This window comes from Oceanimonas doudoroffii (assembly GCF_002242685.1).
Lineage (GTDB): Bacteria > Pseudomonadota > Gammaproteobacteria > Enterobacterales > Aeromonadaceae > Oceanimonas > Oceanimonas doudoroffii.
Genome location: NZ_NBIM01000004.1, coordinates 121919 through 135467 on the forward strand (window position 1 = coordinate 121919; position 13549 = coordinate 135467).

The 13549-nt window shown below is 47.4% G+C and carries 13 protein-coding genes; 3 read left to right on the plus strand and 10 right to left on the minus strand.

From position 1 onward, the window contains the following. Nucleotides 1–192 precede the first annotated feature (192 nt). Together B6S08_RS18290 and B6S08_RS12805 are read right to left on the minus strand one after the other, a co-directional pair. Nucleotides 193–969 carry a hypothetical protein gene (locus B6S08_RS18290; RefSeq protein WP_141202200.1) on the minus strand — a complete coding sequence of 259 codons (777 nt, stop codon included), beginning with the start codon at nucleotides 967–969 and terminating at the stop codon, nucleotides 193–195. Between the two features lie 529 nt (nucleotides 970–1498). Continuing rightward, the gene (locus B6S08_RS12805; RefSeq protein ID WP_094201302.1) at nucleotides 1499–1705 is read right to left on the minus strand and encodes a helix-turn-helix domain-containing protein; all 207 of its coding nucleotides are present in this window, start codon (nucleotides 1703–1705) and stop codon (nucleotides 1499–1501) included. Nucleotides 1706–1845: 140 nt separating this feature from the next. Here B6S08_RS12805 and B6S08_RS18295 point away from each other — a divergent pair, with 140 nt between their 5' ends. Further along, nucleotides 1846–2382 carry a hypothetical protein gene (locus tag B6S08_RS18295; protein WP_141202201.1) on the plus strand — a complete coding sequence of 179 codons (537 nt, stop codon included), beginning with the start codon at nucleotides 1846–1848 and terminating at the stop codon, nucleotides 2380–2382. A 12-nt stretch (nucleotides 2383–2394) separates the two neighbouring features. On the opposite strand, the gene B6S08_RS12810 is transcribed toward B6S08_RS18295, so the two are convergent. The 6 genes from B6S08_RS12810 to B6S08_RS12830 all read right to left on the minus strand — a co-directional run bounded on the left by B6S08_RS12810 (nucleotide 2395) and on the right by B6S08_RS12830 (nucleotide 8849). After that, on the minus strand, nucleotides 2395–2652 hold the full coding sequence (locus B6S08_RS12810) for a YkgJ family cysteine cluster protein (protein ID WP_245849865.1): 258 nt from the start codon (nucleotides 2650–2652) through the stop codon (nucleotides 2395–2397). 58 nt (nucleotides 2653–2710) lie between these two features. After that, complete coding sequence (locus tag B6S08_RS12815) at nucleotides 2711–3130, minus strand: hypothetical protein (protein WP_094201200.1); 420 nt, start codon at nucleotides 3128–3130, stop codon at nucleotides 2711–2713. After that, the gene (locus tag B6S08_RS12820; protein ID WP_141202202.1) at nucleotides 3127–5253 is read right to left on the minus strand and encodes a hypothetical protein; all 2127 of its coding nucleotides are present in this window, start codon (nucleotides 5251–5253) and stop codon (nucleotides 3127–3129) included. The genes B6S08_RS12815 and B6S08_RS12820 overlap by 4 nt, the downstream gene beginning before the upstream one ends. After that, on the minus strand, nucleotides 5237–6970 hold the full coding sequence (locus B6S08_RS18300; RefSeq protein ID WP_141202203.1) for a hypothetical protein: 1734 nt from the start codon (nucleotides 6968–6970) through the stop codon (nucleotides 5237–5239). Before B6S08_RS18300 ends, B6S08_RS12820 begins: the two co-directional genes overlap by 17 nt. Then, nucleotides 6967–8187, minus strand: coding sequence for a tyrosine-type recombinase/integrase (locus tag B6S08_RS12825; RefSeq protein WP_094201202.1), 1221 nt, complete (start codon nucleotides 8185–8187; stop codon nucleotides 6967–6969). The genes B6S08_RS18300 and B6S08_RS12825 overlap by 4 nt, the downstream gene beginning before the upstream one ends. An 89-nt stretch (nucleotides 8188–8276) precedes the next feature. Continuing rightward, on the minus strand, nucleotides 8277–8849 hold the full coding sequence (locus B6S08_RS12830) for a gamma-glutamylcyclotransferase (protein WP_094201203.1): 573 nt from the start codon (nucleotides 8847–8849) through the stop codon (nucleotides 8277–8279). 107 nt (nucleotides 8850–8956) lie between these two features. On the opposite strand from B6S08_RS12830, the gene B6S08_RS12835 reads away from it, so the two are divergent. Beyond that, nucleotides 8957–9328 (plus strand): acetyl-CoA sensor PanZ family protein, encoded by a 372-nt coding sequence (locus B6S08_RS12835; RefSeq protein WP_094201204.1) that lies wholly within the window; start codon nucleotides 8957–8959, stop codon nucleotides 9326–9328. Nucleotides 9329–9362: 34 nt separating this feature from the next. Continuing rightward, nucleotides 9363–10745, plus strand: coding sequence for a class II fumarate hydratase (locus B6S08_RS12840; protein ID WP_094201205.1), 1383 nt, complete (start codon nucleotides 9363–9365; stop codon nucleotides 10743–10745). A 262-nt stretch (nucleotides 10746–11007) separates the two neighbouring features. On the opposite strand, the gene B6S08_RS12845 is transcribed toward B6S08_RS12840, so the two are convergent. Continuing rightward, entirely contained in the window at nucleotides 11008–12354 is a 1347-nt protein-coding gene (locus B6S08_RS12845) for a DASH family cryptochrome (RefSeq protein ID WP_094201206.1), read from the minus strand. 70 nt (nucleotides 12355–12424) lie between these two features. Beyond that, entirely contained in the window at nucleotides 12425–13435 is a 1011-nt protein-coding gene (locus tag B6S08_RS12850) for a putative 2-aminoethylphosphonate ABC transporter substrate-binding protein (RefSeq protein WP_094201207.1), read from the minus strand. Nucleotides 13436–13549 lie beyond the last annotated feature (114 nt).

Sequence of the window (13549 nt, forward strand, 5' to 3'; positions counted from 1 at the left end):
GTAAGCTCCAGTGTGGAATAACACCAGATAAGTCTAGCTCAATATTTTTGGCAGCACTGGCTTGTTGTAGGCCTAACGCTGCATTAAGGTGTGAGCAACGCTACCACAAAACTTAAACATGCAACCGTAAACATACAACCCTACGATGGAATGAAAAATACCAAGCGTTGTGAATCACTCTCAAATACTTTGTTAAGTTATTTTTTCCCATTCCTTTTTTTTGCACCCTAGACAGTAGTTCTTAGAAAGGTACTTGGAAACGATACCATCAACGATATCTATCGCCCCATTTAGGTCTACAGTCTCTTTTGGAATTTCCCAACCTTTCACACCATGCCTAGCCTCAATACCTAAAACACCAAAGCTATTTGCAGTACCTGTGAATGCCTTAATTTTATCTTCATCAAGCCCCAATGTATAAATTGCATTTTTTTGACCGCCACAGTGGTGACAAATAGTATCCCAAATACAATACAAGTTACGCCAATCAAAACCAACCGAAACTTGTCGAAGTAAGTTAAAGATATCTTCATGCTCGATACAAAGTTGAATATATGCTGTAGTTTTATGGTTAAAAGGGGCATCGAATTTACTACGTTCTTCATTTCCGATGAAGGGGTTCGAGGCAGGCACTTGACTTGAGAAGTCTTCCTGGCTCCAGTCAGACCATGATGGACAATCTTTGTCTGAGCTAAAAATTTGGTCAACGGATATTGGACCGTAGCGCCTAAAATTATTGAACCCATAGTCTATAGCCAAAGCCCCATTTAGAAGTTGCATTAACCCTTTTATCGCAGATACTACTTCAGTGAGGTTTTTATTCCCTTTAATATGAGGGAAATTAAGAAAATACGCCTCTGCTTGATGATCGTCAGAGTCTTCGTAAACGCTAAAGTGAGGTGATGACATAAAATTTGCCATCCCAAACAAAACTTGTCCATTACCACTTAAAGAAACTAGCCAATTCATATTACACCTTTGTAATTTAACATTATAATACTGCACATGCGCATATTTCTTCCATCGCAACTGCTAACTTTCACAGGTAGGCCATTGATAATAAACGAATCATCACTAATAACCTATATTCGATGATGAGCAAAAACACGCATCAGTAGTATCAATGTAAGCTTGCGCACTATCCACAAAGCACTGACACAACCTGAGCAGATCATGAGCATTTTTACGTCCAGTTTGCAGTTCACGTGCTTGCTCAGGGAGAGACTACACACGGAACACGCAATCCCGGAAATATACTGTAATAAAACAGCAGCTTTTTTCCTAGGCCACGCTACCGCCCAGCCTCACTGTAGCGAGGCCATTTTTACTGTGATAAAGAGTGTTATTGAGCCTAGTAATACAGATAATGCAATTGTAATTTTTTCAAATTGTGATCCTAGTTTTCTCCATACACAAGAGTTGTCTTATAATCCCAAGTCTGACGCTACTGCGAGGAGGTATCGCTCATTAGCGATGGACTGAAATTCCACAGGCAAAACTATGGCAGCAGCCCTTTAGGATCACATTCAAGAACCTGTGCGAGCTTATAAAGCATATCTATTGTCAAGTTCACTTCGCCACGCTCGACCCTGCCAACGTAACTCCTGTCAACCTTGGCCAAGTGAGCCAGTGTCTCTTGAGATACTCCAAAAATCTTGCGTTGATGACGAATTTTCAGCCCTACTGCTTCAGCTAACTCACTCATTCTTATCACCAAAATGAGAAGAACTATGTGGAGTTGTACCGCCGCAGACAACGGACTATAATCCGCATTTATGATTTCACCAGCTCTTTAGGTAAACCAACCCTAGGAGCTTCCTCTCAACCAAAAATGAGACTCAGAAAGTGCCAAAGAGAAGAAGTTCGATATTTTGTCAGAATACACTTACAACTATAGCGAGCTTTGATGGCCCATTCTCTTGTGGCAGTTTACGTAAAAAACTTCAATCTGAATGCAGTCTTCTTGATGGCCTTTCTCTTGAGCAAGCAAGAATGGCAACTTATTATCGTATTAAGAAGCTTATAAACATAGGTTGGATTGAGGTTAAAAGTGGAACGCATGGCCCTAAACAGCTATATATAGTTACAGAAAAGTTCAGAGGCTCATTATTATCTGAATCATCAAAGTTAAATTCAACTATACCTTCTAATGACAAAGTTGCACAGGAGCTACGCTCAAGACTAAAAGAATATGAGTACGAGATGCATGCTCTGCAAGGTGAATCCGAGGAATATGAACGCTTATATCGATCTTACCCAGACAACAAAGATCAATACTTACCAATATTTGAGGAAACTATTGATAAAAGGTGGAAACTAGCTGGAAGAATTAGAGCTATAGAAAATATGCTAAAGAATAAAGCATATAAAAATAATTATTAATGAAAGACTTAACTACGAAGTATGAGCCTCTAAGTCTGTCAGCACTTTTAAAGCAGCCTCAGGTCCAGAGCTGCATATCATCGTGTCACTCTTAAAATTACCACAAACCGCAGGTCTGTTTGACAACCCGAATAGCTTACATAGGTTGTTTTCATCGAGTTGCACACACCTTATACCAGCAGGCTTACCATTTGGCATTCCTGGGATAGGAGATGATATCGAAGGCGCAATACAACAAGCACCACAACCTCTGCCTAACCTTTCAGAAATACAAGGTGACCAATCTGAAATGGCTATGTTATAAACTTCCACCATCATATATCCACACTCATTTTTTCAGGTTGAACTCTAACACATTTTTGTCTACTACGCCATGTCGTTCTAAATGCTCAAGATACTTTTGAATATGATAAAGCTGATAGACTAACTCTAACCTTTCACCTTCGGAGATCCTCAGTAAATCTCTCAGTTCGTCTCTTTGTTTTCTATATTTATTTTTTAAATCACGTTCTTTGCGTATCTGCTCTTTGCTTTCTTTACTTTCAACTTCTAAAGCTGGAGAGTTGATTTCCTTGCTCTTAGCTATTCTGCCTTTAATTTCCTTATATCTTGAATGATTATAATTCAGTGCACCATTAGCTAAACCAGCTCGCTTTTCTACCGCATGCTGACTAACTTTAGCACCTTCAGAAATTAGCTCCAACAAGGCCTTCTCAGCTGCAATCGCACTTCGCTCTGTACTTTTCATAAAATAATTCCGTAGAACTCTAATGCTTGTTTATAGCTTTCCATTTCCAACCTGAAAAACTCCCTACTCGCTTCGGGTTTACCATCCTCTATAGACTGCAAATATAACAACCTGAACTTTTCATATCTTCTTTTCCAGATGGGTATGGAATCTTTATCAGCAACTAGGTTTTCACAATCAGGTCTACAGTTCGCTGACTGCGACACAGCTTTAAAATCACACTCTGTTCCATTCATACAATACATCCCGTTACCTAGGGATACCAACTTTGATTTTCTCCTTTTAGCCAGTGATTTTGCTTGTTGATATGACTGATACGTTTTTAACTTAGAATCAACATGTTTCTGTTTCTCTAGTATCTCTCCTCCCCTCCCAAACAAGTTATTACCATTCTGAAATTTCATTGCCATTGTTGCAGCTCTTTCAAGATCTGCTCTTTCCAACTCTTTAGCAAAGGCGGACGATATTTTACCTGTTAGCATGCTAGATTCTGTTGATCCATCAGAATACCAATCAGCAAGCGTCTTACCAAGATGTTTTAGATGAGAAGCCAGTTGTCTCATTGTCACTAGCTCTAGCCGCCTTACATGTACAGCAATGCTTCTTCTAAATTGATGTGGGGTTACAGGCCACTTTGCTCCAGGATAGATAACTGACTCTACATACTCAGGCTCAGCGATGTTGGGATTAAGTTTCCAAAACTCTTCAGTGTCTTCCTCTGTTATATATATATTATTCCTCTCAGTCCAATTCATAACCTTTTCTGAGTTCCTTTGAGTTTTCATCAATCTAAACTTACGATGAGTGATAAAATGCCTAGCATCTGTCTTTATATACAAATAATCCAACTCATCTTCTTCGACGTTAAAAAGTGCTTTAGCTAACCCCCTCACTTTTGAGAAAACTATTTTAATATAAGGTGAAGCAGCCCACCACTCTTCGACTCCACCTTCACCGGCATATTTAAAAAGCTTTGACTTTACACCAACCCAACCATTCTCATCAATTAAAGCACCAAACTTTATTATATTTGACTCACTTAATCTCATCCCTGTCATAGATTGTATGGTTTCACAAGCGATCAAGGCAGCCCGATGATAAAAAATGTAAATCTGCTCTATATCTACATAATACTGCGGGAACCGTCTATTGTAACTTGTCCTTGCCAAAGGAACATCAACTAACCTTCCGTCAACAATCTTCTGATATGTGTAATTATTATTTTCATAGTCTCTAACGTCATCATCGGAACGCCTAATTATAATTTCGCTAACTTTACAATCCTTATCAAAGTAAATATCCCTAAGAGAATCCTGACAAAACTCATCCACATAATACAACCAATTATTATTATGGTCTTTTATATTGTTTTCCTTGATGTACTCTTTATACCTTTTAGGCAAACTAGAAACATACTTCCAATTATCTAGCTTGACATTTAAATCATCAAAGAAATCAATATAGGACTTCCAATACAACCCTAGTATTCTTATTGGCATGCAATAGGTTTGATTATCTCTTCGACCTGGTGATATGGTGCTAAAGTTAAAATCAAGAAAATAACCAACCTCTTTGAAAAAGGTATGCTTCATATCACAAACTCTCGAAATAGATTTCAAGTAACCATCTATTGTCCCTGCTCTTTTACCTATTGACAACTCACTGATGAACCTTTGTCTGATTGGCTCTCTGTCAAGCCAAAAGAAAGAATTAACTTTCATTTCAGCTAGAATCGAGGATACAGTTGCGAGCTTCTCTATAATTCTTATTATAGAGGATAGCTTCGCGCCTTTAGGATTAAACCAAATAAGATATAAGCCTATAACCTTAATTTCATTTTTAATTTTATATGGCAATTTAGAAAAACAAACTTTTCTATATGATTCATCTTCTCTAGCTAAATGCTTGGTAGTCCAAGTATCATCTTCAAACTTTATTGCTAGACCTCGATTGTTCCCAGGAACAACAAGAACATTACGCAGCATATCAAAGTTACTTTGATGAATGGCATTCATTACTAACTCTGGCGAAGGAAGCTCCACATTTTCAATTTCAAGTGAAAGCGCAGAATCAACATAGTTTGCTTCACAAGAACTAAAATTCACATTATTCTTTCCATGCATCTGAAACTCCTTCAATCTGCAGCCTTCTTTTAGCTCTTGCTATAATTTTCACATCAACAAAACTAAGAGCAAAATTGATTTTATCGACAATGTCCTTGTAATTTTCCACAGCCTTTTTCGATGAAATATATACAGCTTTATTGTACTCTATCATATGTTTAAAACTTAAAAGATGGTATATAGCTTCTTCATCCTCAACAACTGCACAATTTGGACAGTTGATGCAATTAGAAAGGTCAGCACATATTTTGGGATTTCTTTTGTAATTTCTTTGTTTTGAAATAAACCTTCTTGCATGTTGGGAGCCGCCAACTTCATCTAAACATCCGAGCCCATTAATTTGATATGGGACTTCGCCACTACTAGCCAGATTTACACCATAGCTATCAGCATATACCCTTCTCTCATCTATGCTTTTTTTATTTATAGCCAACCTGGTTAGCTCACCCAAGGCCTTGCTCATGGCCTGCCTAGCTTCTTCTGGATTACCGAGTGCATAATTATTACGGTATGTAGCCCAAGTGTGCTGAGCTTTATTCAATGTAACAAAAGGGTTACCTATTTCATTGTCAGCTAACTGCTCTACCGTCTTTCTAATACTCTGACTGGATATTCGGGGCATTAAGATATCATTATTTTTTAACGCAACTACTAATGGGTGCCTATTGAATGCAACTAACGCTGGCTTAAACCTTCTGATCTCATCATCAGCACGGCTTATCATGAAGAAAAGTGAATTGTGATTTAGCGTGTAATTGTTACTCAACAAATACTTTACGAGCTCATTCCTTACCCTCATAAACTCCTTAAAAAATACCAGCCCTTTCTTATCCCCCTGAACTGAGGAGTCACCTATATTTAACCTAACAAATTTTTTAGCCCTACCTTTAAAAATCCAGTCAGTCTCCATACCCTTATCATCAGAATTAATACTATCCACTTCTATCTGGCAAAGTTGACTCTCATTACTCCACGTAAAAAAACAAAACAATACAAAAGAACTATGCATAAACCAATACACTGGGTTTCGGCACAACAAATCTACGACTATACTTGACGATTTCCACTTTACCTCTTTTACTTCTGCCAACTGTACTAGACTAAAGTCGCGAAAACCTTCAACTGTTCGTCTAATGTGGTCATCTATAATTTCTTTGTTAACTGAAAAGATCTCAAATGCAACTTTTACGACAACCTCTAGCTCTTTACTTGTGTAAACATTAGAGCTTGTCACTCTGCCTTTGTGCTGAAAGTTATATCTATATGGTGAGTTTATCACACCCAAGTACAGCAAAAGCTTATTAACAATAGAAAGCAGACCAAGGGCATGCGTTCTTCCAATTTCTCTAGAATAAATTTTCTTTTGTAAACTTAATACATACTCCTGCAATGTAGAAGGATCATGAACATTCCTTCCTCTATCCACTTGGAAGTCAAAGAAAGCCTTCACAGCATTATAAACAGTACCCCTTCCTGCCGCACTATAACCTAAAATGAATTGAGCTACGGGCTTGGCAATAGCATTCATATCAGAGGAATAGCTATCTATATGCTCATCAAAAAAAGCTTTAGCAACCCCTCTAGCTGATCTCGCGATCAAAGGAGAAGAGCCAAGAAAGCCTTCTAATGATAAAAGGTTCAAGTCAATTACATAGCGACCATCTCCTACTTTACTAACATTTATGACTAAGTCAGAGTCGTATTTGTCGTTGCTCATAGTTCATCCTTTAGCGCTGTTGAGAAAAACTCATCCATCACTTGAGCAATACAATTTGCGAACCCTTCCTGATGAAAAAAACTAACGTACTTCAATGTTGTCTTTTCATCTACATGCCCCATAAAATATTTGGTAACACTAATACATACCTCTTGATTTCCTGGTTCAATATTCATCGCAAACTTTATTAGATTATTTGCGAAAGTAGCTCTTAGATCATGAGGCTTGTGTGGGAAAATATCGCAATATTTTCTTTCGTATTCTTTCTTAAGCCTAAACCACGCGCTGTAGAACGCCTGCTTTGAAAAATCTCTTCCAGTTTTAGAAATAAAGAGACGGCTACTTTTAGCGCCAAGTGGGTTACGACTCTCTCTTTTAAGTTTCCTTAGGGAATATCTTTTAGAATTCTTGTAATCTAGAACCTGTTCAAGAAGGTTAGATGTAAAAAAAATCTCTCTTTCTTTTGAAAACTTCGTCTCCACATTTACACTAGGACCTATTTTTAGCCCTCTTATCACACTTTCTCCTTGAAAGAGTTCCTCTCTAAAAATACTTTCTGGAAGTGTAATTACCTCTGAAAGTCTCAAACCGCAGGTCAACATTAGTTTCAATATTAATTTGAATTCTTCACTTTGGTTTTCCATTAAACTTAACAATTTCGCCTGAGTTTTCTCATTCAATGGCTTAAGTGACTTCCCTCCCGCTTTTACAACTCTTATTGCCAAGTCAGAACTTTGAACTTTCCGATATCCATCAACAATACTCAACTTAGATTTGTAATAGTTTTCAGAGTTAACAATACCTTCATAATCTAACATATCGTAGAAGTCTTTTATCACCAATATATAAGCATTGGCTGTACTGCTGCTCAATGTTTCACTGCTAACTCTTTCGATTAGATATTGTCGAAAACCATAGGTGGGACTGTCATATTTAAATTCATAAGAGGAGAATGGATTAATATTGTAATCTATTAACCATCTCACCCATACTTTAAATGCTTTAACTGTCGGCGTAAGATCTTTCCTACCATCTGAAGCTTTTCTTATAACATATAAGTTGATTAACCTTCTCAACTTAGGACTAAAGTCACCGATCAAGATTGGAACATGAAAGCTCCTATAATTTCCCTTCATGACAAGGCGTTCATCATATGGGCCTAGGGTTTCTGCTACCCCCAGCCTAATAGGCACATTTACTAGTATGTCTACAGTCATGAAACACCAAAGTTTCTAAAGCAGACTTTAAAGGTAGTAGTTCTAACTGATTTTGAACAGGGTGGCGCCGCAGTTGGGCCGGCACTCCATCAGCCTTCTCCTTCAACCGGTGGCAACAGCGCCACCAGCCCGGCCACATGGTCGTCATGCACGCCCTGGCGGGCCAGCGCTTCGGCCAGGTTGAGCAGATAGTCCCGGTTGCTGCCGCTGGGGCCATGGGCATGGGCGATCTGCGCCGCCATTTCCGCCGGCGGCGCGTCCCCCAGAAAGGCGGCGTTGTGCTCGGTGGCGAGGTAAATCAGGCCATCTTCGGCCTGGCCGCTGTCAAATTGCACCGCCACCCGCTCCCGCAGGTAGCCATTCTTTTCCCGCAAATCGAGCTGTGCCAGTACCGCCGGCTCAATACGGTAGGCCATGCCGTGGCAGCGGACCTTAGGCGCACGAACCAGGGTGGCTACCCGGCCCGGCTGCGCCGGCGTGCCGCGATGATCGTGGGAGCCCTGCCAGAACCGGCGCGCCCAGCCGTCAATCCAGGCCGGACGGCGTTCCACAAAGGGAAAGTCCGCCTTCCAGATAAGGGAGCCGTAGCCAAACAGCCAGAAGCTGTCATGCTCATCGAAATGGGTCATGGCGCGATTGTGCGCCCGGGTGTCGAAACTCATGGAATCTGTCGTGGTGAAAAATGCCGCACCATAATGCCGCCGAACGGCCCGTTTGTCGAACTCGCCTCATGCTAGAATGCCGGTTTTTATGGCTAAGGAGCGGCATCATGCGCCTCACCGTACATCACCTGACTCAACTGCCCGAGCAACACAGGGCTCACGCGGAACTTATTCTGCAAGGCAAGCCCCTGCCCGAGAATCAGCCCTTTTTGCTGGCCACCTTTAACGACCGCGCCGTGGCCCTGGCCTGGCACCAGGACGAGCGCATCGGCTTTTTCGCGGTGCGGGACATTACTCGGCGTCGAGGCGTAGGCAGCGAGCTGCTGCGCCAGCTGAAGGCGGACGCCCAGGCTCACGGCCTCACTCGGCTGGAACTGAGCCTCGCCGGCCTGCCCGCCGAAGACGCCACGGCGCTGACGGCCTTTTTCAGCGTCTGCGGCTTTCGGCAAAAAGACGGAGTGCTAAGCTCTTTGCTGTAGTCATGACCGTCTGACATCAATGGAGGAAGCAGTGATGAAAATGCGAACCGAACGGGATTCCATGGGCAACATAGAGGTACCGGTCGAGGCACTCTACGGCGCCCAGACCCAGCGCGCCATCAACAACTTCCCCATCTCGGGCCAGCCCTTGCCCCCCGCCTTTATTCACGCCCTGGCCCTGCTCAAGGCCGGCTGCGCCCACGCCAACGGCGAACTGGGCCGGCTGGAGCAGGACAAGGCCGACGCCATCGTGCATGCCGCCCACGAGGTGATTGCCGGCAAACACGACAACGCCTTTCCGATAGACGTGTTTCAGACCGGCTCGGGCACCAGCACCAACATGAACGTCAACGAGGTGCTGGCCCACCTGGCCAGTGCCCACCTGGGCAAGCCGGTGCATCCCAACGACGACGTCAACATGGGCCAGAGCTCCAATGACGTGATTCCGTCCGCCATTCACGTCAGCGCCGCGCTCGCCTTCAGCCGTGAACTGCTGCCGGCCCTGCACCAGCTGGAGCAGACCATACTCGGCAAGGGCGAACGCCTGCAGGACAAGGTGAAAACCGGCCGCACCCACCTGATGGACGCCATGCCCCTGCGTTTTGATCAGGAGCTGGGGGGCTGGGCCACGCAGGTGCAGTATGGCCGTGATCGTTTGCAGGGGCTACAGAGCCGGCTGCAGCAACTGGCCCTGGGGGGCACCGCCATCGGTACCGGCATTAACGCCGATCCGCGCCAGGCCAGGCTGGCCTGCGACTATCTCAATGAGCATACCGGCCAGGACTTTTGTCCGGCGGAAGACTACTTCTACAGCCTGAGCTGCCAGGACACGGCGGTGGAGCTGTCGGGCCAGCTCAAAACCCTGGCGGTGGCACTGATGAAAATCGCCAACGATCTGCGCTGGATGAATTCGGGACCGCTTACCGGTCTGGCCGAGATTCAGCTGCCGGCGCTGCAGCCGGGCTCGTCCATTATGCCCGGCAAGGTCAACCCTGTGGTGCCCGAGGCGGTGGCCATGGTGGCGGCCCAGGTGATGGGCCTGGACGCCGCCAACACAGTGGCAGGACAGTCGGGCAATTTTCAGCTCAATGTGATGCTGCCGCTGGTGGCCAGCAACCTGCTGACCATGATGAAACTGCTGGCCAATTGTGCGCCGCTGCTGGCCGAGGCCATCGACGGCTTTACCCTGAACGAGGAGCACCTCGGCGAACACCTGGCCCGCAACCCCATACTGGTGACGGCGCTGAACCCGGTGATCGGCTATGCCAAGGCGGCGAGCATCGCCAAAAAGGCCTATGCCGAGTGCCGCCCCATTCTGGAGGTGGCGCTGGAAGAAACCGAACTGTCGGAAAAAGAGCTGCGCGAACTGCTGGACCCGGCCGCCCTGACCAAAGGCAGCCAGCAGGAAAAAGGTTAAACCTACGGCGCGGTGCGGTCCGTCGGACCACATTGCTGGGATTCGCTACGCTCATCACCAACCTACGCTTCTGTTTCATGGAGCTGCAAAGCTGACTGCCAGTTTTCGTCATTAGTAGGTTGCGAATGAGCGCAGCGTATTCCAACACAAAGCCGGCTGCGGAATTCTGATGATGCACTACGCTCATCGCCCATTTGCGATTCGTCCGCCTCATTCCCACGCTCAACATGGGAATGCATAACGGAGCCTTCAGGCGAAAGCCTCAACACTCAAGCGGCACCAGGGGTGCCGGGTAATCCAGTAATTGCTCGCCGCGCTGGTGGCGTTCTACCTGTTCAAGGGTGACCGGGCCCAGTTCGGGCAGCCACTGGTGCAGGTGAGTGAGCTTGGGATCGTACTGGCGCCACTGCCGGTGCGGGTTGAAATGGCGCCCCTGGCGCGGATCGTGGCCGGCGCCGGCAATGTAGGCCCAGTTGCCCCAGTTGCTGGCCACGTCAAAGTCCACCAGGTGTTGTTCAAAAAAACGCGCGCCCAGCCGCCAGTCCAGCCCCAGCTCGTGCATCAGGCAGCTGGCCAGGTTCTGCCGAAGCCGGTTGGAGCAAAAGCCGGTGGTGATGAGCTCTTTCAGGCCGGCATCGATCATCGGCCAGCCGGTACGGGCATTACACCAGGCCTGCCAGTATGCGGCATTGAAAACGCCCGGCACCGCCTTGCCGGTGAGACCGCCGGCCGCAAACAGCCGCGTGCCGTGCACCCGCAGCGACCAGTGAAAATACTCCCGCCACAGCAACTCAAAGCGCAGCCAGTAACTGTGCTCGTCGCTGCCCCAGCGCTGCTCGTAATCCAGAACCTGATGCCAGACAGTGCGGGGTGACAAGCAACCCCAGGCCAGGGCGGCACTGAGGTGACTGGAGAAATAACGGCCGATCAAATCGTTGCGGCTGGCCTTGTAATGGGCCAGGGCCCGTTGTTCAAACAGGTAGTGCTGCAGCCAGCCCCGGGCCGCCGTCTCTCCCCCCTGCCAGGCCGGATGGGCCGGCGCACCCGGCGTCGCGGGCCAGTGAATGCCGGTGGTCAAGGGGCAGGCCGCCGCCCGCAACCCACTCACCTCAATAGCCGATTGCGGTGCCGACACCGGCCAGGCCGGGGCTTTTTCCACCAGTTTTCGAAAGCCGGTGAAGCTGGCGGGAAATGTCTCGAATAACGGTTCAACCTGATGTGGTTCAAACAGCGGCTGGGTTTCAACCGTGCGCACGGTTACGCCGGCGTCTTGCAACCGAGTCAGCCAGTCGGTCTCTTCCGGCGCCTGGGCGGCATGAGTGACCAGTTCAAAGGGCTGCTGTCGGTGCCAGTCCAGCAGCAGCTTCACCGGCTCCCCTTCCAGCAGCGTCAGCGAAAACGGCGCCAGCCGCTCGCGTAAATCCGCCAGCGCCTGCTGCAAATAGGCCACCCTGGCGGTACCCAGCCGGTGCAGCCCGGCGTCGTCGGCCTGGCGCCAGTGGGCGGGCAGAATAAAAACCGCCGCCGTTGTTCCCTGGTACTCCGCCAGCCGTTGCCAGCCGGCGTGATCGTCCAGCCGCAGATCGTTGCGTAACCACAGCAGTCGCATGGCCGTCTCCTGGTAAAAAAAGAACCCGGTACGCTGACCGGGCTCTCACTGACAGGCATTCATTCAAGCGCTATTTGGCTTCGCTCTTGCCGTCGTAACGGCGCTGCCACTCGGCCAGAATGGCCTCGCGCTGGCCGGCCGCCCAGGCGAAGTCGTTGTCGATCATCACGCTGGCCGGCTGCTCCGGAAAGTACTGCACCGGCCTGGCCACACCCGGCATTGCAACCACCGCGAAGCTCTGATTATAGAGCTCGTTGGCCTGGCGGGTGACGGCGAAGTCCAGCAGCTTTTGCGCCGCCGTTTCATTGTCGGTGCCCTTGACGATGGCCGCCGCTTCCATTTCCCAGCCCACTCCCTCACTGGGGAAGACCAGATCCAGCGGGGCGCCCTGCTGCTTGAGGCTGGCCCCCCGGTAGGCCATGGAAATACCGATGGTCGCTTCACCCGAGGCCGCCTGCACGCAGGGTTTGGAGCCGGAGTGCGTGTAGTTGGCAATATTCTGGTGCAGACCATCCATGTAGGCCCAGCCCTTATCTTCACCAAACTGTTGCAGCCAGGCCGAGACATCGAGAAAACCGGTACCGCTGGAAGCCGGGTTGGGCATCACAATATGACCCTGGTATTCGGGCTTGGTCAGATCCTGCCAGCTACTCGGTTTGGTCAGGCCATGCTTTTCGGCTTCGATGGTGTTGTAGCAGATCACCCCCAGCCAGGCGTTCATGCCCACCCAGTGAGGCGTGTCGCGGGCATCGCGGAACTCTTCCGACAGCTGTTCCAGGCCGGCCGGGGCATAGGGGGCCAGCATGTCGTGTTCATCCATCAGCATCAGGCTGGTAGCGGCCAGACCCCAGATCACGTCGGCCTGGGGGTTTTCCTTTTCCGCCAGCAGGCGCGCGGTAATAATCCCGGTCGAATCCCGCACCCAGCGAATGGCGACATCCGGGTTTTCCTGTTCAAAGGCGGCCTGATAGGCCTTTAGCTGATCCAGCTCCAGGGCGGTATAAACGGTCAGTTCGGTCTTGGCCTGGGCACCGGCGGCGGCCAGGGCCAGCAGCAAAGCCAGGGGGGTCTTCTTCAGCATGCTTCCTCCTCCATTTGGTATATACCAGAAAACATGCTCAGCTTAAAACCAGCGAATGACAGTCCGGTGACAGTTTCGTGAAAAAGTGGATAACCGACACCATCATGGCCACCA